22 protein-coding genes, 1 pseudogene and 1 riboswitch are annotated in these 19,995 nt (G+C 72.1%); of the genes and pseudogenes, 11 read left to right on the top strand and 12 right to left on the bottom strand.

Going from position 1 to position 19,995, the window contains the following annotated elements:
- Nucleotides 1-3: 3 nt before the first annotated feature.
- Complete coding sequence (locus L6E10_RS22500) at nt 4-951, bottom strand: YafY family protein (RefSeq protein WP_236221512.1); 948 nt, start codon at nt 949-951, stop codon at nt 4-6.
- Between the two features lie 62 nt (nt 952-1,013).
- Between L6E10_RS22500 and L6E10_RS22495 the strand changes: the two genes are divergently transcribed.
- Nucleotides 1,014-1,970, top strand: a complete 957-nt coding sequence (locus L6E10_RS22495; RefSeq protein WP_236221511.1) for an alpha/beta fold hydrolase — start codon at nt 1,014-1,016, stop codon at nt 1,968-1,970.
- Nucleotides 1,971-2,000: 30 nt separating this feature from the next.
- Here the strand turns inward: L6E10_RS22495 and L6E10_RS40905 are convergent, their stop codons facing one another.
- On the bottom strand, nt 2,001-2,906 hold the full coding sequence (locus L6E10_RS40905; protein ID WP_236221510.1) for an AAA family ATPase: 906 nt from the start codon (nt 2,904-2,906) through the stop codon (nt 2,001-2,003).
- Nucleotides 2,907-3,216: 310 nt separating this feature from the next.
- Here L6E10_RS40905 and L6E10_RS22485 point away from each other — a divergent pair, with 310 nt between their 5' ends.
- From L6E10_RS22485 to L6E10_RS22465, 5 genes are all read left to right on the top strand, one after another.
- Nucleotides 3,217-3,966, top strand: a complete 750-nt coding sequence (locus tag L6E10_RS22485) for a hypothetical protein (RefSeq protein WP_090096537.1) — start codon at nt 3,217-3,219, stop codon at nt 3,964-3,966.
- 118 nt (nt 3,967-4,084) lie between these two features.
- Nucleotides 4,085-5,227, top strand: coding sequence for a serine/threonine-protein kinase (locus L6E10_RS22480; RefSeq protein ID WP_236221509.1), 1,143 nt, complete (start codon nt 4,085-4,087; stop codon nt 5,225-5,227).
- 83 nt (nt 5,228-5,310) lie between these two features.
- A riboswitch (cobalamin riboswitch) is annotated at nt 5,311-5,381 on the top strand.
- A gap of 114 nt (nt 5,382-5,495) precedes the next feature.
- Nucleotides 5,496-5,828, top strand: coding sequence for a hypothetical protein (locus L6E10_RS22475; protein WP_236221508.1), 333 nt, complete (start codon nt 5,496-5,498; stop codon nt 5,826-5,828).
- A 31-nt stretch (nt 5,829-5,859) separates the two neighbouring features.
- Nucleotides 5,860-6,429 carry a GNAT family N-acetyltransferase gene (locus L6E10_RS22470; RefSeq protein ID WP_236221507.1) on the top strand — a complete coding sequence of 190 codons (570 nt, stop codon included), beginning with the start codon at nt 5,860-5,862 and terminating at the stop codon, nt 6,427-6,429.
- Nucleotides 6,430-6,498: 69 nt separating this feature from the next.
- Nucleotides 6,499-6,954 (top strand): hypothetical protein, encoded by a 456-nt coding sequence (locus L6E10_RS22465; protein ID WP_236221506.1) that lies wholly within the window; start codon nt 6,499-6,501, stop codon nt 6,952-6,954.
- Here L6E10_RS22465 and L6E10_RS22460 read toward each other — a convergent pair.
- Both L6E10_RS22460 and L6E10_RS22455 read right to left on the bottom strand, forming a co-directional pair.
- The gene (locus tag L6E10_RS22460) at nt 6,942-8,153 is read right to left on the bottom strand and encodes an MFS transporter (protein ID WP_374237282.1); all 1,212 of its coding nucleotides are present in this window, start codon (nt 8,151-8,153) and stop codon (nt 6,942-6,944) included. The genes L6E10_RS22465 and L6E10_RS22460 overlap by 13 nt on opposite strands.
- Nucleotides 8,154-8,319: 166 nt before the next feature.
- Nucleotides 8,320-9,369, bottom strand: a complete 1,050-nt coding sequence (locus L6E10_RS22455) for a TerC/Alx family metal homeostasis membrane protein (protein ID WP_236221505.1) — start codon at nt 9,367-9,369, stop codon at nt 8,320-8,322.
- A 130-nt stretch (nt 9,370-9,499) separates the two neighbouring features.
- Between L6E10_RS22455 and L6E10_RS22450 the strand changes: the two are divergent.
- Nucleotides 9,500-9,798: pseudogene (locus L6E10_RS22450) on the top strand (hypothetical protein).
- 16 nt (nt 9,799-9,814) lie between these two features.
- Here the strand turns inward: L6E10_RS22450 and L6E10_RS22445 are convergent.
- The 7 genes from L6E10_RS22445 to L6E10_RS41240 form a co-directional block, all read right to left on the bottom strand.
- The gene (locus L6E10_RS22445; protein ID WP_236221504.1) at nt 9,815-10,483 is read right to left on the bottom strand and encodes a DUF2306 domain-containing protein; all 669 of its coding nucleotides are present in this window, start codon (nt 10,481-10,483) and stop codon (nt 9,815-9,817) included.
- 54 nt (nt 10,484-10,537) lie between these two features.
- Nucleotides 10,538-11,251 carry a response regulator transcription factor gene (locus L6E10_RS22440; protein ID WP_236221503.1) on the bottom strand — a complete coding sequence of 238 codons (714 nt, stop codon included), beginning with the start codon at nt 11,249-11,251 and terminating at the stop codon, nt 10,538-10,540.
- On the bottom strand, nt 11,248-12,375 hold the full coding sequence (locus L6E10_RS22435) for a sensor histidine kinase (RefSeq protein ID WP_236221502.1): 1,128 nt from the start codon (nt 12,373-12,375) through the stop codon (nt 11,248-11,250). The genes L6E10_RS22440 and L6E10_RS22435 overlap by 4 nt, the downstream gene beginning before the upstream one ends.
- A 52-nt stretch (nt 12,376-12,427) precedes the next feature.
- Nucleotides 12,428-13,183: a hypothetical protein gene (locus L6E10_RS22430; RefSeq protein ID WP_236221501.1), complete on the bottom strand. Its 756-nt coding sequence runs from the start codon at nt 13,181-13,183 to the stop codon at nt 12,428-12,430.
- Between the two features lie 325 nt (nt 13,184-13,508).
- Nucleotides 13,509-13,685, bottom strand: a complete 177-nt coding sequence (locus L6E10_RS22425) for a CsbD family protein (RefSeq protein WP_090096525.1) — start codon at nt 13,683-13,685, stop codon at nt 13,509-13,511.
- Between the two features lie 127 nt (nt 13,686-13,812).
- Complete coding sequence (locus tag L6E10_RS22420; protein ID WP_236221500.1) at nt 13,813-14,076, bottom strand: UBP-type zinc finger domain-containing protein; 264 nt, start codon at nt 14,074-14,076, stop codon at nt 13,813-13,815.
- Nucleotides 14,077-14,227: 151 nt separating this feature from the next.
- Nucleotides 14,228-14,521: a hypothetical protein gene (locus L6E10_RS41240; RefSeq protein WP_374237263.1), complete on the bottom strand. Its 294-nt coding sequence runs from the start codon at nt 14,519-14,521 to the stop codon at nt 14,228-14,230.
- 178 nt (nt 14,522-14,699) lie between these two features.
- Here L6E10_RS41240 and L6E10_RS22410 point away from each other — a divergent pair, with 178 nt between their 5' ends.
- The 3 genes from L6E10_RS22410 (at nt 14,700) to L6E10_RS22400 (ending at nt 17,981) form a co-directional block, all read left to right on the top strand.
- Nucleotides 14,700-15,272: a TetR/AcrR family transcriptional regulator gene (locus L6E10_RS22410; protein ID WP_236221526.1), complete on the top strand. Its 573-nt coding sequence runs from the start codon at nt 14,700-14,702 to the stop codon at nt 15,270-15,272.
- Between the two features lie 20 nt (nt 15,273-15,292).
- Nucleotides 15,293-17,239 carry an ABC transporter ATP-binding protein gene (locus L6E10_RS22405; protein WP_308102851.1) on the top strand — a complete coding sequence of 649 codons (1,947 nt, stop codon included), beginning with the start codon at nt 15,293-15,295 and terminating at the stop codon, nt 17,237-17,239.
- Between the two features lie 79 nt (nt 17,240-17,318).
- Nucleotides 17,319-17,981 carry a Type 1 glutamine amidotransferase-like domain-containing protein gene (locus tag L6E10_RS22400; RefSeq protein ID WP_236221498.1) on the top strand — a complete coding sequence of 221 codons (663 nt, stop codon included), beginning with the start codon at nt 17,319-17,321 and terminating at the stop codon, nt 17,979-17,981.
- On the opposite strand, the gene L6E10_RS22395 is transcribed toward L6E10_RS22400, so the two are convergent.
- Nucleotides 17,976-18,806, bottom strand: coding sequence for an aldo/keto reductase (locus L6E10_RS22395; RefSeq protein WP_374237279.1), 831 nt, complete (start codon nt 18,804-18,806; stop codon nt 17,976-17,978). The genes L6E10_RS22400 and L6E10_RS22395 overlap by 6 nt on opposite strands.
- Before the next feature lie 97 nt (nt 18,807-18,903).
- Here L6E10_RS22395 and L6E10_RS22390 point away from each other — a divergent pair, with 97 nt between their 5' ends.
- Nucleotides 18,904-19,824 carry a LysR family transcriptional regulator gene (locus L6E10_RS22390; protein ID WP_236221497.1) on the top strand — a complete coding sequence of 307 codons (921 nt, stop codon included), beginning with the start codon at nt 18,904-18,906 and terminating at the stop codon, nt 19,822-19,824.
- Nucleotides 19,825-19,995: the final 171 nt, after the last annotated feature.

Raw genomic sequence — 19,995 nt, 5'->3', positions numbered from 1 at the left:
GTCTCAGGCGTATCTGCCGACGAGCGCGCTGCCGATCGAGGCCAGGCGGTCCCGCACACCGGCGGGACCGGTCACCTCGACCCAGTCGACCAACGCGGCGAGCTCGCCGGCGAGCACGTGCTCGTCGCGGCCGCGGACCACGACCTCGATGCGGCCGTCCGCCACGGCACCGCCCACCTCGAGACGGCCGCCGAACGCGATCCGGAGCACGCCGAGCTCACCGGGCGTGCACAGCGCCCGGGCCTCGAGGGGCGTTCGCCCGCGGTCCACCTCGTCCGCGATGGCGCGCCAGCTCTCGGCCAGGTCAAAGCCCTCGGGCCGGTGCACGGGCTCGCCGGTCGGGTCCACCGACGACACGCGGTCGATCCGGAAGGTCCGGCGCCCGGCCTCGGTGCAGGACACGAGGTACCACGAGGGGCCTTTGGCGACGACACCCAGCGGGTGGACGGTCCTCCCGGTCTCGGCGCCCTCGCGGTCGACGTAGCCGAGCCGCACCTGGACGCCGCGGATCACCGCGTCCTGCAGCTGGTCGAGGAAGCGGGGCGGCCGGTGCCCGTCCGGACCCGACCCCCACCGCCGCGGGTCCACGACCACCGAGGCCGCCGCTGCCTCGGCCTGCTCCCGGAAGGGCTCCGGCAAGGCGTGAATGAGCTTGCGCAGAGCGGCTTTCACGCCCGGTGTCGCGGCCGAGGCCGGGCCGGCGACCAGGAACAGGGCGCGTGCCTCGCTCGCGGTCAACCCGGACAGGTCGGTGCGGGCACCTCCCACGAGACGCCAGCCGCCTCCCCGGCCCCGCAGGGAGTACACCGGCACCCCGGCCGTGGCCAGGGCGTCGAGGTCACGACGGGCGGTGCGTTCGGAGACCTCCAGTTCGCGGGCGACCTCCGCCGCCGTCACCTGCCCGCGTCGTTGCAGCAGGAGGAGGACGGCCAAGAGCCGATCGGTGCGCATGTCGCAAGATTCCCGGGGAAAGCGGTCACGGGATGACCGCTTTCGGTCAGCATGATCGCGCCATGACACCACCGGCGAACTCCACCGCCTTCCCCGAGCCCACCCTCGTCGCGGTCAACGGCGTGCAGCTCGAAGTCTTCGAAGCAGGGCGGCACAACGCGGGAAAGCCCGTCGTGCTCTGCCACGGCTGGCCCGAACACGCCTTCTCCTGGCGCCACCAGCTGCCGGCCCTCGTCGAGGCGGGCTACCACGTCATCGTCCCGAACCAGCGGGGCTACGGGAACTCGTCCCGCCCGGCCGGCGTGGCGGACTACGACATCGAACACCTGACAGGAGACCTCGTCGGACTGCTCGACCACTACGGCTACTCCGACGCCACCTTCATCGGCCACGACTGGGGTGCGTTCGTCGTCTGGGGACTGGCCCTGCTGCACCCGCACCGGGTCGGCAAGCTGGTCAACCTGAGCCTGCCCTACCAGGAGCGCGGGGAACGCCCCTGGATCGAGTCGATGGAAGCCGTGCTCGGCGGCGACTTCTACTTCGTCCACTTCGCCCGGCAGCCCGGCGTCGCGGACGCCGTGCTCGACACGAACACGTCCCGCTTCCTGCGCAACCTCTACCGGAAGAACGTGCCCCCCGGAGAACCCGGGCCGGGCATGGTGATGATCGACCTCGCCACCGCCGAAACGCCGCTCGGCGACCCCCTGCTGAGCGACGACGAACTGGCCGTCTACGTCTCCGCGTTCGAGGCGACGGGGTTCACGGGCAGCATCAACTGGTACCGGAACCTCGACCGCGACTGGCACCTGCTGGCGGACGCGGACCCGGTCCTGCGACAGCCCGCGCTCGTGGTCCACGGCGACCGCGACCCGGTGGCCAGGTCGGAGAGGCTGGCGGAGTTCGTGCCCCGCGCGGAGGTGATCAGCCTCGACGCCGGTCACTGGATCCAGCAGGAACGGCCGGAAGAGCTGAACCGGGCGGTCTTGAAGTGGCTGGAGCAGCAGGAAGCCACCCAGTAGCACCCGTCATCGCCGTGGCGTGCGAGCCGGTCAGGCGGTGATGTGCCGCAGGACCGCGGCCAGGGCGAGCTCGTGCGGCTGCACGGTGTCCACGGTGAGCGCCTCCCCGTGCCAGGAGGGGAAGCTCGCGAGCCGCTGCCGCACGTCGGACCAGTCGCCCGAGTCGTGCCAGCCGGGGATTCCGCGGCTGCGGCCTTCGAGCCTCGCGCGGTGGACCCGCGGGTCGGAGCACCGGCACTCGACCACGCGGAACTCCGCGCCGGCCCGGCGGGCCAGGCTGCGCCAGCGCTCCCTGGTCGCGACCAGTTCGGTGGGGTGGTCGAGGATGGCGGACTGCCCGGCGAGGAGCTGCCGCAGGGCGAGCGTGGTGAGCACTTCCTCGGCCATCGCCAGCGGGTCGTCGAAATGGCGCCCTCCGAACGGGGTCAGCGCGCCGAGCAGCCAGTCGGTGGCGAAGACCGGGATCCCCAGCTCGGCGCCCGCGGCGTCGGCCAGGGTGCTCTTCCCGCTGCCGGGCACCCCGGAGAACACGACCAGCCGGGCACCCGTGGCGGCGGAGGGCAGGTCGTGCCCGGTGAAATCGGCCGGCAAACCCGGTGTCAGACCGGCCGGCACCAGTCCTTCGACCCACGTGGTGGCGATCCGATGCGGCCGTGCGGTCTCGACGACGCAGGTGACGACGTCGACGGTGCCGTCGTGGCGGAGGATCCGCGCCCGCGCGGTGGTCTCGCCGACGTCGAGACCGACCACGACGACCGGTGCGTAGCGGGCAGCACGGTCACGGGTGACCTCGACGTACCGCTCGGGCGTGACCACGGCGCTGAACGCGGCCGCGAACACGTCGGACGCGTCCGCTCCCCAGCCGGGTGTGCCGTCCAGGCCGTCGAGGATCCACTCCAGTCTCGCCAGGGCAGGGCTGGCCGCGAAACGGTGCACTGGCTCCCCCGGGCGACGTGGTCGAGTCGATCGAGCCTAGCGAGCCTGCACGGGGCACAGGCCGGACGTTCATCCACGGCTGAAAAGACCGTTGCCGGGATCCGGGAACTGCGCTGATCAAGAAAGCAGCCCCGCCGAATGACACCGTCGATTCGACCTGTCGTTCGACACCCGGAGATAACCACGAAAACCCGCTCTACCAGCGGTTTCTCCCCCATTGGGCCATTCACGCACCCATTCGACGAATTCGCACGCTCATTGACACGCCGGTACATTGGGAGCGCTCCCATACTCTCCTGTAGGAGTCATCATGCGAAGGACCATCCGTGCCGTCGCTGCCGCCGGCCTCCTCGTCGCGAGCACGTTGATCGCGACGACGGGTCCGGCCCAGGCCGATGTGACCATCTGCGACCAGTACGGCTCGACCACCATCCAGGGCCGTTACGTGGTCCAGAACAACCGGTGGGGCACCTCGGCGCAGCAGTGCATCAACGCCACGTCGTCCGGTTTCCAGATCACCACCCAGCAGGGCTCCGCCCCGACCAACGGGGCGCCGGTGTCGTACCCGTCGGTGTTCCTCGGCTGCCACTACACCAACTGCTCCCCCGGCTCGACCCTGCCGATGCAGGTCAGCCGGATCCGCAGCGCCACGTCGTCGATCAACTACCGGTACGCGGGCGGCACCTACAACGCCTCGTACGACATCTGGCTCGACCCCACGCCGAAGACCAACGGCGTGAACCAGATGGAGATCATGATCTGGTTCCACCGCCAGGGCTCGATCCAGCCCATCGGCAGCGCGGTCGGCACCACCACGATCGGCGGGCGCAGCTGGCAGGTGTGGCGGGGCAGCAACGGCTCCAACAACGTCATCTCCTACGTCGCGCCGTCGGCTATCACCTCGTGGTCGTTCAACGTGCTCGACTTCATCAACGACGTACGCGCCCGCGGTGCGATCACGAGCTCCTGGTACCTGACCAGCATCCAGGCCGGGTTCGAGCCGTGGAACGGCGGTGTCGGCCTGGCGGTCGACAACTTCTCGGCCTCGGTCAGCGGCTGAACCGAGGCACCCACCCGCCGCCGGGCGGTCGTCGTCGACCGCCCGGCGGAATCCGGGTGGTTGGGATTCTCCGGACGAGGGAACACACGGGGCGACCGACCGCCGGAGAAGGGTTGCGATGACCTCGTCCGCTCACGACCGCAGGCTCGCCGACCGCTACGAGATCGCCGAGCTGCTGGGCACCGGCGGCATGGCCGAGGTCCACCGCGCCCGGGACACCAGGCTCCACCGCGACGTCGCGGTCAAGCTCTTCCGGGCCGGGTCCGAGCTCTCGCACGAGCGCCGGTTCGCCAACGAGGTCAAGACCCTCGCCGCGTTGTCCCACCCCGGCCTGGTCCGGGTGCACGACGCGGGCACCGCCGACGGTGCCCCGTTCGTCGTCCTGCAGCTCATCGACGGTCCCACCCTGCGCGAGCGCCTCACCGACGGGCCGCTCGCGGTGGACGACGTGCGGCACCTCGGCGCCCAGCTGGCCAATGCGCTCGCGTACGTCCACGCGCGAGATGTCGTCCACCGCGACATCAAGCCGTCCAACATCCTCCTCGACCGGCACGGCAACGCCCACCTGGCCGACTTCGGCCTCGCCAGGCTGATCGGCTCGACGCGGCTCACCAGGACAGACCAGGTGGTCGGCACCGCCGCCTACCTGGCCCCGGAACAGGTGCGCGGCGACGAGTTCGGCCAGGCGGTCGACATCTACGCGCTCGGCCTGGTCCTGCTGGAATGCCTCACCGGCCACCGCGAGTACGAGGGCAGCGAGATCGAGGCCGCGGTGGCGCGGCTGCACCGGCAACCCTTCATCCCCGAAGGCCTTCCTCCCGACCTCGAACGCCTGCTGATGCTGATGACGTCCCTGTCCCCGCGCCGCCGCCCCAGCGCCGCGGAGTGCGCGCGGGTGCTGCGCGATCCGGACCGGCCGATCACCCACGTCCTGCCTCCCGCGCGACCACGGCGCACGGCGCGTGTGCTCGCCGTGTCGGCCACGGCGACCGTGGTGGCCGCGGCGGGCGTCGCCTTCGCGGTCCTCTCACCGTCGCCTCCCGGCGAGTCCGCACCCGCCCAGACCACCACCGCGCCTCCTCCGGCGTCCACGACCGCCGCCCCGGCACCGACCACCGACCCACCCCGGACGCAGACGCAGACGCCGGCCCCGGTCCTGGTCGCCGAGGTGAGCCCGCACCACGAGGAGCCCGCCAAGAAGCCGGCGCACGACAAGCCCGCGCCGCCCGCCAAGGGCAAGGGCCACCCCGGCAAGGGCTGATCGTCGTCCCGGACGCGGTGTTCCTCCCCACATCGGATCTCCGCCCGGGACGTGAGAGCCTGGGGGACGTTCAGCGCGGCGTGGGGGAAGTCCGGTGGGAATCCGGCGCTGTCCCGCAACGGTGTGCCTCCTCGCGAGGCGAGCCCGATCACCCGTTCCGCGCGGTGTCACCAACTCCTGTCGTGGATGTGCGGGAAAGGGTTCCGATGCACGCGTCCGGCGCTCGCCGCTGTCCTCGCTCCAGCGCACAAGCGGGTGGAACAACGTCATGACGTCACGGATCACCGTCTGCCGCGGCTGCTGCTGCGGCACCGCGCGCAAGCACCCCGAGGTCGACCACGACCGCCAGTTGGAGCTGTTGCGCGAACGGCTCCCGTCCGTGCGCGTGGCCGACTGCCTCGACGCCTGCGAGGTGTCGAACGTGGTCGTGGTCCAGCCCAGCCCGGCCGCGCGCGCCGCGGGAGCGAAACCCGTGTGGGTGGGATCGGTGCTGGACGACGAGGCGGTGCACGGCGTCGCCGACTGGGTCGACGCGGGCGGTCCCGGTGTCGCCGCGCCGCCGCCCCTGGTCGCCGAGCGGATCGTCGCCACACCGAGGTGAACCCCGGCGGACGAGCCACCGCACGGGTGTCGTGACAGACCTCCGGCAGGCCGCCATCCTGGTCGCCGTGGGCTACGAGGTGCGGTTCGCGGATCCGGAGGCGTTGCTGGGCCTGCGATCGGAGGTGTTCCGGTTGTACCGCTCGGGTTTCGCGGCGCCGCCCTACTCGGAGACCGAGGAGGAGATCGCCCTCTTCACGGACGAGCGGTTCGACCGGAGCATGGCCACACCGGGTGCTCACGGGTTCGTGGCGTGGCACGGTGAGACCGTCGCCGGGCTGGTCTACGGCTGGCCCGCTCGCGGGGAGGTGCCAGGAGATCGCGGCTACGCCCTGGTGCACAGCTGCGTCGCGCCGCACCTGCACCACCTGCTCCGGCCGCCGGCGTTCGAGGTCGTGGAGCTCGTGGTGGACCCGGCCCACCGGCGGCGCGGGCTGGGCCGGCTGCTGCTGGACCGCATCGTCGAAGGGCACGCCACGGCCTGGCTCGGCACCCACCCCGACGCGCCCGCGCGGCGGCTCTACGAGTCGGCCGGCTGGACCGTGATCGGTCAGTGCGAGGACGGCCGTCAGCAGACGCTCATCCTGTCGCTGTCCCGCTGACGCGGACGTAGATCGCCGTTGTGGCCCGGGAACGGCCTCCCGGCCCTACCGTGACGACGCAGGGGACTGGTGCCGCTGCAGCGAGCCTCGCTCGTCGTGATCTCCATCGATGCCGTCGTCATCCTGTCCGGGTTCGTGACCGGCAGCCCGCTGCTGCCGCGGCCGGCGAACGTCGTGCTGACCGTGATCTCCCTGGCCCTGGTGCCGGCGGCGGCGCTGCTGACCGGGGGCGGGTACGACTCCGAGAACCCGACGCTGCCCGCGTGGTCGGTCGTGGTGGCGGCGATCGCCTTGCCGGGCGGGGCTTTTCTCTTCGCCCACCCGCTGCTGACCGGCACCACCGCCGGGACCTTCGAGCAGCGCGACGGCAAGTACGCGGAGTCCGAGGACGGCGCTGTCGTCCGCGAGCTCACCGAGGACCGGTACGAGTCGGTGATGGCCGCGAGCCAGCGCGGGTGGACGGGCCCAGCGGTCGCCTTCGCCGGGGGCACCTTCCTCTACGCCGGAATCCGTCACCGCAGGTGACCGGTGGGCTGACGCGGCACGCTCGCGGTGGACAGCCCGGCCGCCAGCACCCCGATCAGCCCGAGCACGACGAACACCGCCGGGAAGCCGCCCAGTGCCGCCGCGAGTGCGCTGCCCGCCCACGGCGCGACGGCCGCGGTGAGCATGACCGGCGCCGTCAGCAGGCCGTTGAGCTGTCCGTAGTGGACGGCGCCCCACCGGTCGGTGATCGCGGTCGCCTGCACCAGGGTGAAGATCCCGCGCGTGACGCCGGCGAGCACCGAGCCCGCGACCAGCAGGAGCGCGGGTCCGGGGACGAGCCCGAGCAGGATCGTCACCGCCGCGCTGACGAGGAGCACCGCCAGGGTGCGGGCGCGCACGGACGTCCTCGCGACCAGCCTGGCGTAGCCGAGGCGCCCGAGCACCTGGCCCACACCGCCGAGGCCGAGGGCGACAGCGGCGCCCGAGGTGGTCATGCCGCGTTCGGTGAGCAGCGGGACGAGGTTGACCACGACGGCGTACACGCTGAACGCGGCCAGGCTCATCGCGACCACGAGCACCAGGAACGGCCTGCTGCGCGCCACCGCCGACGGCGTGTGGACGGTCTCGTGCTCGATCGCGGGCCACGGCAGCCGCAGACCCCACAGGTGCAGCGGGATCGTGGTGACCGCCAGGAAAGCGGCGAGCACGAGGTAGGTGCCGCGCCAGTCGAGCCGGTCGTTCAGCACCGCGGTGAGTGGCGCGAACACGGTGCTCGCCAGACCGGCGACCAGGGTCAGCGCGGTCAGGGCCGTCACCCGGCGCGGCCCGTACCAGCGGGTCAGGGCGGCGAACGCGGGCGCGTAGAAGACACCGGCCATCGCGACACCGGCCAGCAGCCACGCCGCGGTGAACCACACCAACGACCTCGCGCTCACCAGCGCCACGAGGGCGAGCACGGCGATCACCGAGCCGGTGGTCATGACGGCGCGCGGACCGTGCCGGTCGAGCAGCCTGCCCACGGGGATGCCCACCAGGCCCGCCACGACCTGGCTCGCGGAGAACCCGGCCGTGATCGCCGCGAGCGACCACCCGGTCCGGGCGCTGATGGTCGGCAGCAGCACCGGGAAGGCGTAGTACAGCACTCCCCAGCTGATGATCTCGGTGTTGCACAGGACGACCAGCACGCGGCGCAGCCCGGTACCGAGATCGGGTCGCGCCGTCGCGGTGTCAGCGGGCACCGGACCGGGCCCGTTCGCGAGACGGGGATGCCGGCGCACTTCCGCAGCTCGTCATGCCGACCAGACAAGCATCCGTCCCGGCGTGGCGCAGCCGGTTTCCACCCTGTGGGCGGCGGGCGGTGCCGCCGGGACGGGCCGGGCAGGACACCCGTCGGTGGCGCTTCGGCTACGAGGACCGGCGATCCGCCGCCTGGGGCCGGCCCTTCTCCGAGCGCCCGGCGGACGCCCTGCGCGTCCGCAGCGAGCCCGGGTGGGCCTTGACCGACGGGTCCCGCTTCGTCTTGACCAGGCTCGCCACCGTCACGACCGCGAGCACGACGGCGATCACCGCGAGGCTGAGCAGCGTGGGGATCTCGGGCACGCTCTTGCTGACGTCCTCGTGCGCCCACTGCAGGATCAGCTTCACCCCGATGAACGCCAGGATCAGCGACAGCCCGACCGACAGGTACACCAGGCGGTCCAGCAGGCCCTGGACGAGGAAGAACAACGCGCGCAGGCCCAGCAGCGCGAAGGCGTTGGCGGCGAAGACGACGTACGGCTGGGACGTGATGCCGAAGACCGCCGGGATGGAGTCGAGCGCGAACAGCAGGTCGATGGTCCCGATCGCGATCAGCACGACGAACAGCGGCGTCACCATCCGCTTCTCACCCTCGTGGGTGAACAGGTCGCCGCCCGCGTAGTCGTCGGTCACCGGCAGCACCCGGCGCGAGGTCTTGACCACGACGTTGTCCTCGATGTCGGGGTCCTCGTCCCGGTGCCGGTACAGCTGCACCGCCGTGTAGATCAGGAGCAGGCCGAACAGCAGGAACACGAACGAGAACAGCGACAGCAGAGTGGCGCCGAGCGCGATGAAGATCCCCCGCATGACCAGCGCCAGCACGATGCCGAAGGTGAGCACCTTGTGCCGGTGCCGGTCGGGCACCGAGAAGGTCGACATGATGATCACGAAGACGAACAGGTTGTCGACCGAGAGGCTCTTCTCGACGAGGTAGCCGACGAAGAACTCGGTGCCCGGCCCGCCGCCGTAGTGCAGCGTGAACCAGACGCCGAACCCGATGGCGATCGCCACGTACCCCACCGACCACGCGGCCGCCTCGCCGATCCCGACGTGGTGGGGGCGCTTGGCCGCGACGACCAGGTCGACCGCGAGCAGCGCCACGACCAGGCCGATCGTCAGCAGCCAGGTCAGCAGGCTGATGTCGAGCTGCGCACTCATGTGACCTCCCGGCGGCCGGAGCGCGCGCTCCGGCCGCTCACGAGTACCCCGTCGCGCGCCGTTGGTCACCCTTCGGCGAGTTTCCCTTCGTCCAAGCCGGACGCACCGGACCGCTGCGACGATGGCGACCATGACGACCTGGGGCGACGTGGCGACCCCGGCCTCGCGCCTGCCGGAGGTCGAGGAGGTGACCTGGTACCGGACGCCGGCGCTGGAGGTGGCGGGCAGGAGCTTCGCCCAGCTGCGCGGCGAGCGGCGCTGCTCGCGTCCGGCGACCCGGCGTTCTTCACGACATCGCACTACGACGGGTACGGCGCGATCCTGGCCGATCTGGCCGAAGTGGACTCCGGGCAGCCGGCCGAGCCGGTGGAGCAGGCGTGGCGGCTCGAGGCACCGGCGAAGCCGCTGGAGGCGGTCGACCGCGGGTGAGGCCGGACGACCGCCCTCACCGGCTCTCCCCCACCGCGAGCCGGGCGCGCAGCCGAACGGCCGTGCGAGCGGGACGGCGGATGATCCACTCCGCCACGGCGAGGTTGACGAGCCAGGCGGCGAGCATCAGCACCGCCTTGCTGTGCCGGTCCAGCGGGCCGACGAGCGCGATCCACGGTCCCATCGTCACGGCCTGCGTGCTGGCACCGAGCCCGACGGCGAACGCGCGGATCATCCACGCCCGGTGCCCGGAGACGTCCCGGCGGAGGACGGCGGCGACGCCGAGGACGAGGAACACCGCCCAAGCTGTGCCGAACACGAGCCGCGTGCCGGTGAGGAAGGCGCCCACGTCGGCGGGTTTCGGGTAGAAGGCGGTCATCCACAGACCGGACAACGCCCCGACAAGTCCACAAAGGACCAGGAGCCGTCCGGAAACCCTGTGCCAGCCGGGTCTGCGCCGGCGGAAGCCGGGAGCGAACTGGAAGGCGCCGAGGAGGCAGTAGACGGTGACGGTGACGGCGTGCACCACCACGGGAACGGGTGAGGCGAAGAACCGCGCGTTGTCCGGCGTGATCTGCGCGCCGGCGCCGAGCTCGGCCAGCCGGAGGACGCCGCCGAGCACCGGGACGACGCTGAAGAGGAGGATCGCGGCCGGGATGAGCACGTCCCGCTTGGTGGAGGTCATGCACCAGATCGTGGCGTGCGCGGGGCCGTCACCTCATCGGCGGAAGGGCTTCGATCATCCTGGCCGATGGTCGGGCGCCGTCGTCGTACTTTCGGCTGACCGCGGCCGGAAACCGCCCCGGACGCGCCTGGTCTCGTAGGCCCAGATCGCGATCTCGACCCGGTTCCTGGCGCCGATCTTGGCCATCAGGCTGGCGATGTGCGACTTCACGGTGCTGAGCGTGATGTGCAGCTCCTGGGCCACCTCGCCGTTGGTGCGCCCGCCCGCGACGGCGGCGAGGACCTGCTCCTCGCGTTCGGTGAGCGGTTCGGCCGGCCGCACGTCCGGTCCCGCGGGCCCGGTGTCGGCGAACGCCTCGATCAGCCGCGCCGTGACGCTCGGTGCGATCAAGGCGTCACCGGCCGCCGCCGCGTGGACCGCCTGGGCGAGCAGGGCGGGACCGGCGTCCTTGAGCAGAAATCCCCTGGCGCCCGCGCGCAACGCGGCGTAGACGTACTCGTCGAGGTCGAACGTGGTGATCACGACGACAGCCGGTGCGTCGGCGGCGCCGGACGCGGTGAGCAGGCGGGTGGCCTCGATGCCGTCGACCTCCGGCATCCGGATGTCGAAGAGGCACACGTCGGGCCGCAGGCGCCGGGCCAGTTCCACGGCCTGCCGCCCGTCCGGCGCCATCCCGACGACCTCGATGCCCTCTTGGGCGCCGAGGATCATCGCGAGCCCGGTGCGGACGATCTCCTGGTCGTCGGCGACCAGGACCCGCACGCTCACCGGCCCGCTCCCGTCAGCGGCAGCACGGCGGTCACTGTCCAGCCCCGGCCGGCGCCGGGTCCCGCCTCGCAGCTGCCGCCGAGCAGGCTCGCGCGCTCCTCCATGCCGATCAACCCGTGCCCTTCCCCCACCGTCGTGCCGGAGTCGCCGTCGTCGCTCACCCGCAGGCGCACCGACGAGCCGCCAATGGTGACGCGCACCTCGACGCGGGTGGCGTGCCGGGCGTGCCTCCGCGCGTTGGTGACGGCCTCCTGGGCGAGCCGGTAGACGGCGGTCCCCACCGACCGGGACAGGTCGCCGACGGACCCGTCGATCCGCACGTCCACCTCGGGCCCGGGCTTCCCCGGACTGGCGAGCAGCGCGACGTCGGCAACGCCGGGACTGGGCGCCATGTCCGCGGAGTCGTTGCGGCGCAGTGCTCTCACCATCGTGCGCATCTCGGTGAGCGCCCGCGAGGCCTCCGACTCGATCAGCGCGAGCGCCTCGACCGCCGCCTCGGGCCGCGCCGGAGCCAGCGCGAGCCCCGCCTGCGCCCGGATCGCCATCGCCGACACGTGGTGCGCCACCGTGTCGTGCAGATCCCGCGCCAGCCGCTCCCGTTCCAGCAACTTGACCTGCTCGAACTCCCGAGCCCGCGCCCGCCCCCGGTACCGCACCGCGGCCCCGGCGGCACACGCGGCCCCGAGCACCGCGGCCCCGGCCACGGTCTCGCCCGCGCCGACGTACCCGAGCACCGCCGACACCACGACCTTGCCGAGCATCACCGCCAGCCCGATCACGGCCTCGCGACCCGACCCCCACCGGAACAGCGAGTACGGGAACAGCACCATGAACACCAGCACGCCGAGCTCGGGCTCACCTCCGAACACGAGCGAGGCAACCGCCGCCACCCCGAACGCCCCGGCGACCGCCACCAGCGGCCTGGTCCGACGTATCAGCAACAACGGCAGCAGTGCCACCGCCACGGCGAACGAGCCCGCCCTCGTCTCCAAGCCGGGCCGCAGCACCGCTTCGAGCACCGCGACCAGCAGCAGGACGACGACGAGCGCCCAGTCCCACCAAAGGCGTGCCGCGCCCCGAGCCGGCCGGGGCTCGTCCCACACCGACCGCAGGAGGGCGAACATGGCGTCATCGTACGAGAGGCGGTGCCTGGCTTCGCCGCCGTGCAGCGGCTCGTCACTCCGCGCCTCGGTCAGCGTTCAGGATGTCCACCGTGTCGTCGACGTAGGCCAGAGCGAGCACAGCGTGTTCTGCGAGAACGCGGGCCGTCTTGCGCGTCAGCGGCAACGCGGAGCGGAGGCCGCCCGTTTCGATCTCGGCCTCCGTGGCCACGGACAGGCTGACCGTGCCGTGCGACGCCAGATGCCGGACGAGTTCGTCGTAGAGCCGCTGGTTCGTCTGCTGTGTCAGTCCAGGATTGCGATAGTTGCCGGCGCGACGCCGGAGGTTGTCGGTCTCGCCGACGTAGATCCGAGGCCTCCCCGTCAGGCCGTTCAACGTCAAGCGGTAGATCGCGGCTACCTCGGGCAGGCTCGGGAAGACCAGCTTGCCGCCCGACAACCCGACCTCACCGGCGATCCTCCACATGCAACGCACGCGGACGTCCAAAGCAGGGGTGTCTTCGTCGAGGGGTAGCTCACCCGCTTCAACCTGCCGCAGGCTCCGAGGCGATGTGGCCGACGGAGCAGCATCTCGCACGAACCGCACGCGGCGACGCTCCAGGTCGGGGAATCCGACCCGCCACCCGGCGCCGCGCCACGCCGCCTGCTGGGACGACGTGCCGTTGGCCCACCACGCCCGATGCTCGGACGCCGACGGAGGAAGACCGCCCACGAGTTCGGCGAGCTCGGCGAACGACAGTTCGACGCTCTCTCGACCATGCCCTGCCGCATCCACGAGGTAGGCCGTCAGGGGTGCGTATTTGCCCGGCATCGCTCTCCCGTCACAGCAATCGCTCCTGGATGCGTGACAGTGTTCCGGCAGAAAGGCGGGCAGCGGTGAGAACGGGCGCGGTGTCCGGCCCGACGGGCCAGGTGGTGGCGGCGTTCCCGCCGACCGGACCCTTGCCGGCCGCCGGTTCCCCCAACGGCGTCGTCACGTTGTGGGGCGCGAGCGGTCCCGGCAGCCAATCCCCGCGGACTCGTCCGCCGGGGCCTCACCCCAGGCCGAGTGGGACGCCGATCCCGATCTGTCGCCCTACGACTACCGGGTCCTGTGCTGACGTCCCACGCGGGCCTGGGTGCTCATCCCGACCTGCTCAGTCCTTCTTGAAGACGTCCTTGACCTTCTCGACGCCTTCCTTCAGGTGGCCCTTGGCCTGGTCGCCCTGACCTTCGGCCTCCAGGCCCTCGTCGTCGGTGAGGGAGCCGACGCCTTCCTTGACCTTGCCCTTGAGCTGGTCGGCGTTGGCGTCGATCTTGTCGTCGGTGCCCACTTGGTCCTCCTTCGACGGCGAACGTTCCGGTGATCTGCACCCGGATGCCCTGCCCGGCGGGGCGCCAACCTTCGATCGGGCCACAGCTTCCCCACGCGAGGTCTGGCCGGCGCGACGGCCGCGAGGATCAGACGACCGCGTCGTCCACGAAGCACCAGCGCCAGGTCTCCCCCGGCTCGAACGAGCGGATGACCGGGTGGCCCTCGTCGGCGAAGTGCTTCGAGGCGTGCTTGGCGGGTGAGGAGTCGCAGCAGGCGACCTTGCCGCAACCGAGGCACAGGCGCAGGTGCACCCACCTGCCGCCGGTGGACAGGCAGTCCTCGCACCCCTCCGGAGTGGCGGGAGCGGGGTCGGGCCCCAGCTCCGCTACGTGTTCGCAGGTTGTGGTCACGGCCAGACGGTACCTCCGGCGGGCACCGGTGTCCGGCTGGGCGCATGACGACCGCTGGTCGCGTCGCGCGGCCCTCGATCCCCACGGTGGACGACGACCCGGCGTGTCGCGGGCGGTGGCGCGGGGATCCGCGCCGCAAGTACGGCGAGCACTACCGCGTCGCGCGGGCGGAGTCCGGGCGCTGGAGGCGCTGCACGAGATCAAGCTGCGCGGCGAGGAGGTCGCGGCGCTGCTCACGGCGTACGCCGACACCGAGGCCGCGATCCGGGCGGAGGTGAGCGGTGGACGCCACGGCGCCCGGCGGCGACGTCGAGAGCCTGGTGGCGGAGCTCAGGTCCGCCAACGCCGCCGGAGCGGAGCGCGCGGCCCTGATCGCCGAGCTGCCGGCAGGGGTCGAGCGCGACGACGCGGCCGAGGTGCTGCGCACGGTCCGTGACCGGGTCACCGGGTTCTGCACATCCCACGCGCGGATCGATCTGACGGACTGGCCGGAAGGGTTCCCTGGTGCGTGCCCACACGGGTGCGCACCAGGGATGAGCCGAAACCATTTGACGGAGTGAGCGCTCACTCCGCAGGATGGGCGCATGACACCAGCACCCGAGACCCGGCGCCGAGCGCCGGGCATGAGCGCCGAGGACCGGCGCGCCATGATCGTGCACGCGGTGCTGCCGCTCCTCGTCGAGCACGGCACCACCGTGACGAGCAGCCAGATCGCCCGCGCCGCCGGCATCGGCGAGGGCACCGTGTTCCGCGCGTTCAAGGACAAGGACGAGCTGTTCGACGCCTGCACGGCCGAGGCGCTCAAGCCCGACCGCGTGCTCGACGCGATCGCCGAGATTCCCCTCGACCGCCCTCTGGAGGACCGCCTCGTCGACGCCGCCGGCACCCTCGGCGCGCACCTCGAGCGGATGGGCGCCCTGATGGGCGCGCTGCGCGCCTCCGGGCGGCTCGAGCCCCGCGGCTCCGGCCGGCGCGCTCCCTGGAAGGGCGGGCGCCGCGAGTCGATGGCCGCCATCCGGGAGGCGCTGGCCGAGCTCTTCGCGCCGGACGCCGACCGCCTGAGGTTGCCCCCCGAGCAGCTCGCCGCCCTCTTCCTGGCCCTGCTGTTCGGCGGGCGCCGGATGGCGTCCGACGACTCGCCCACCACGCGCCAGGTGGTCGACTTCTTCCTGCACGGCGCCGTGGAGGCCGGATGATGCCGGGCGGCGGGGGCGGCCTGGAGTTCGTGCTGAGCCGGCGCGGCCGCCGGCGGCGTGCCACGACGGTGCCGGACAGCGGGCTCACCGGGCCGGTCGACATCCCCGAGGCCAAGCCGGAGGACGGGCCGAAGGACCTGCGCTCCCGGCTGAAGCGCGTGAGGACGTCCGTGGCGGGCACCGTCCGCGGCCTGCCGAAGGTCGCGAAGCTGACGTGGCAGGCGAGCCCGGTCCTGACCGTCGTCCTGGCGCTCATCACGCTCCTGTCGGGCCTGCTGCCGACCGCGACCGCGTACATCGCGAAGCTGCTGCTGGACTCGGTCGTCGCGGCGATCCAGGGCACCGGCACCACGCGCGACATCGTGGACGTCGCGCTGCTGCAGTTCGGCGTGCTGGCCGCGACCGCGGTCAGCAGCGCGCTGACGTCGATCGCGCAGTCGCTGCTGCAGGAGCGCATGACGCTGACGATCCGCCACCGGGTGATGGCGCACGCCAGCGACCTGCACCTCGCCTACTTCGAGGGCTCGGCGTCGTACGACGTGCTGCGGCAGGCCGCGCAGGAGGCGCCGACGCGGCCGCTGTCGATGATGAACTCCGCGCTGGGACTGCTGCGGACGCTGATCACGTTCGGCAGCATGGTCGCGCTGCTCGTCTCGATCAGCCCGCTGCTGGCCCTGGTCGCGCTCGTGGCGCCGATCCCGGCGTTCATCTCGCAGTCGAAGTACGGCACGCGGGCGTTCTGGCTGACCTTCGTCATGTCGCCGATCAAGCGGCGCATGGACTACCTGTCCTCCCTGGTCACGACGGACACCTACGCCAAGGAGACCAAGCTCTTCGGGCTCGGCCCGTACTTCGTCGACCGGTTCCGCCGGCTCGGCACCGTCTCCTACGAGCGGCAGCGCAAGCTCACGGTCAACCGCAACATCAGCTCGACGTCCTGGGGGCTGCTGAGCACGCTGGCGGGTTCGGCGATCACGCTGTACATCGCGCTGGAAGCGGTCGGCGGACGGCTCACGCTCGGCGACCTGGCGCTCTACACCGCCGCGGCCGCCTCGGTGCAGACCTCGGTGTCCGGACTGTTCACGGCGTTCTCGGGGATGTACGAGAACAACCTCTACCTCGACACGCTCTACCGGTTCCTGGACACGAAGCCCGAGATCACCGTCCCGCCGTCGCCGCGGCCGATGCCGTCCTCGGTGGAGGGGCACATCGAGTTCGACTCGGTGACCTTCGGCTACCCGGGCTCGGCCGAACCGGCGCTCGACGACGTCAGCTTCGAGATCCGGCCCGGTGAGACGGTCGCGGTCGTGGGCCGCAACGGCGCGGGCAAGTCGACGTTGTTCAAGCTGCTCTGCCGGCTCTACGACCCGACAGACGGCCGCATCCTGCTCGACGGCGTGGACATCCGCGAGTACGACCCGGTCGAGCTGCGCACGCGGATCAGCGCGATGTTCCAGGACTACGTGACGTACCAGGGCACCGCCGCGGAGAACATCGGCCTCGGCGACCTGACCCGCCTCGAGGACCGGCCGCACATCGAGGACTCGGCCCGCCGCGCGGGCGCCGCCGAACGGATCGAGCGGCTGCCCCAGGGCTACGACAGCCCGCTCGGCCGCTGGTTCGACCAGGGCGTCAGCCTGTCCGGCGGTGAGTGGCAGAAGATCGCGCTGGCCAGGGCGTTCCAGCGCGAGGCGCCGATCCTGGTGCTCGACGAGCCGACGTCCGCGCTGGACGCGCGGGCCGAGCACGACCTGTTCTCGCGACTGCGGGAGCTGTCGGAAGGCAGGACCACGCTCTACATCTCGCACCGGTTCTCCACCGTGCGGCAGGCGGAGCGGATCCTGCTGCTGGAGCACGGGAAGGTCGCCGAGTACGGGACGCACGAGGAGCTGATGGCGGCCGGGGCCGGGTACGCCGAGCTGTTCACGCTGCAGGCGAAGGCCTACCTGGACGAGGTGCCCGGCTGAGCCGGCGCCGCGATGAGTTCCGGCCCGGCCGGGGGTCTACCGGGACGTTCCCCTCCCCCGACCGTTCCGGAGGCCTGCCGTGAAGCTCCTGCTCACCTCGGGTGGCGTCACGAACCCCAGCATCCACTCGGCGCTCGTGCGGCTCCTGCGCAAACCGATCTCCGAGTGCCACGCCCTGTGCGTCCCGACCGCCCAGTGGGGCCACCCGCTGTGCGGTCCGGGATCGGTGCGCGGGTTCGTCGCCGCCGAGGCCGGGTCGCGGCACCTTTCCGGCCTGGGCTGGGCGTCGCTCGGCGTCCTCGAGCTCACCGCCCTGCCCAGCACCGGTGCGCGGCGCTGGGTGCCCTGGGTGCGGGAGGCGGACGTGCTCCTGGTCGACGGCGGCGACGCGACCTACCTCTGCCACTGGCTGCGGGAGTCCGGGCTGGCCGGCCTGCTGCCCTCACTGCCAGACACGGTGTGGGTGGGCGTGAGCGCCGGGAGCATGGTGCTGACGCCGAGGATCGGCTCGTACTTCGTCGAGTGGCCATCCGCACCGGACGACCGCACCCTCGGCGTCGTCGACTTCTCGATCTTCCCCCACCTGGACGCCTTCCCCGCCAACACCCCGGCGCACGCCGAGGAGTGGGCCGCCGGCCTCGGCGTCCCGGCGTACGCCATCGACGAGCAGACCGCCATCAAGGTCGACGACGGCTCCGTCGAGGTGGTCTCCGAAGGACGCTGGCGGAAGTTCGGGTCATAGCAGCGCGGCGGGCCGGTCGAGGAGCGCGAAGTCCTCATCGGACAGTTCCAGACCGGTCGCGCGGACGTTCTCCTCGAGGTGGCGCGGGGAGGACGTGCCCGGGATCGGGAGCACGACCTCCGAGCGGCGCAGCAGCCACGCCAGCGCGACCTGCGCCGCGGTGGCACCGAGCCGCCGGGCGACCTCGGCCACCGGCGAGCCCGGCCGCACGCTCGGCGCGATCGGCAGCCAGGGCAGGAAGGCGATGCCGTGCCGCTCGCAGTGCACCAGCACGTCCTCCCACCGCCGGTCGTCGAGGTTGTAGCGGTTCTGCACGCTCACGACCGGCGTGATCCGGCCGGCTTCGACGATCTGGTCGACGGAGACCTCGGACAGCCCGACATGGCGCACCTTCCCCTCGTCCTGGAGCTGCCGCAGCGCGCCGATCTGGTCCGCCAGGGGCACCTTGGGATCGATGCGGTGCAGCTGGAACAGGTCGATGCGGTCGAGCCGCAGCCGCCGCAGGCTCAGCTCGGCCTGCTGGCGCAGGTACTCCGGCCGCCCGAGCGGGATCCACTCCTCGCCGGGATGGCACTGCCCGGCCTTGGTGGCCACGACGACGCCGTCCGGGTACGGGTGGAGGGCCTCGGCCAGCAGTTCCTCGTTGCGGCCGAGGTCGTAGGAGTCGGCGGTGTCGAAGAGCGTGACGCCGAGGTCGGCCGCGCGACGGGCCAGGGCGTGCGCCGCGGCCGGGTCGTGTGCGGGCATCCGCATGGCGCCGAAACCCAAGCGGTGCACGGGAAGGTCGCCACCGAGGACGAAGTGCCGATCGGAACGCACGGGGATCTCCTTGCAGTGTCGGTTCTTTCAACGCCCACCCTGCCGACCCGACTTTGCTAAGACAATCGAAACATTCTTGGAGCTACCGCGTAGCATCGCTAATGTGTTGAACCTGGAACGCCTGCGAACGCTGCACGCGGTGTCCACCACGGGATCGGTCCGCGGTGCCGCCGAGGCGCTGCACGTGACCACCTCGGCGGTGTCGCAGCAACTGGCCAGGCTGGAGCGCGAGGTGGGACAGCGCCTGCTGGAGAAGCAGGGCCGCGGCATCCGGCTCACCGACGTCGGCGACCTGCTCGCCGAGCACGCGGGCAGGCTGCTGCGCCAGGTCGAGCTCGTCGAGACCGACCTCGCCCAGCACCGAGGCGCCGTCACCGGAACCCTCGCCGTGGCCGCGTTCGCCACGGCCGCACGGGGCCTCGTGCCGCCGATGCTGCACGCACTGCGGCAGCGACACCCGGACCTGGTGGCACGGCTCGTGGAACTGGAGCCCGGGGAGTCGATCGCGCAACTGCGGCACGCCGACGTCGATCTCGCGGTGGTGCAGGACTGGCCGGAGGAACCTCTCGCGATCCCCGACGGGCTCTCGTGCGCCCCGGTGCTCGAAGACGTCCTCGACGTGGCCCTGCCCGACCGGCACCCGTTCGCCGACCGGGCCGCCGTCGGCTTGGAGGAGCTGCGCGACGAGGACTGGGTGGGCTGGCCCAGCGACGAGCTCTGCCACGGCTGGCTCGAGAACACGTTGCGCCGCAGCGGGATCGGCCGCCGGGTCCGGCACACCGCCTCGGAGCACTCCACCCAGCTCGCGCTCGTGGCGGCGGGGCTCGGCGTCGCGATCATCCCCCGGCTCGGCCGCGGCCGGGCGCCGGAGGGCGTCCGGTTCGTGCCGCTGCTGCCGACGCCCCGGCGACGGGTGTTCGCGTTGTGGCGCGACAGCAGCACGAACCGCCCCGCGTGCCGGGCCGCACTGCGCGCCCTGCAGGAGGCCGCGCAGCGGTGCGACCCCGGCCACGCGGCGGGCTGAGCCGCACCACTTCTTCGACAGCGCGATCTCGCGTTCCCAGGCGTGTTCGAGGCCGAACCGGCCGAAACGCGGGTCAGGTCGTCACCGGCCGCGGCCCGGTGCCGCGCCGGCACGAGGACCTCGGCTGGGACAACGGCGCCGCGTCCGCCGGCCCGGCCGCGCACCCGGCGG

It is taken from the genome of Lentzea sp. CC55, from assembly GCF_021056325.1.
Lineage (GTDB): Bacteria > Actinomycetota > Actinomycetes > Mycobacteriales > Pseudonocardiaceae > Lentzea > Lentzea jiangxiensis.
This window is presented reverse-complemented; position numbering and strand designations above follow the sequence as displayed.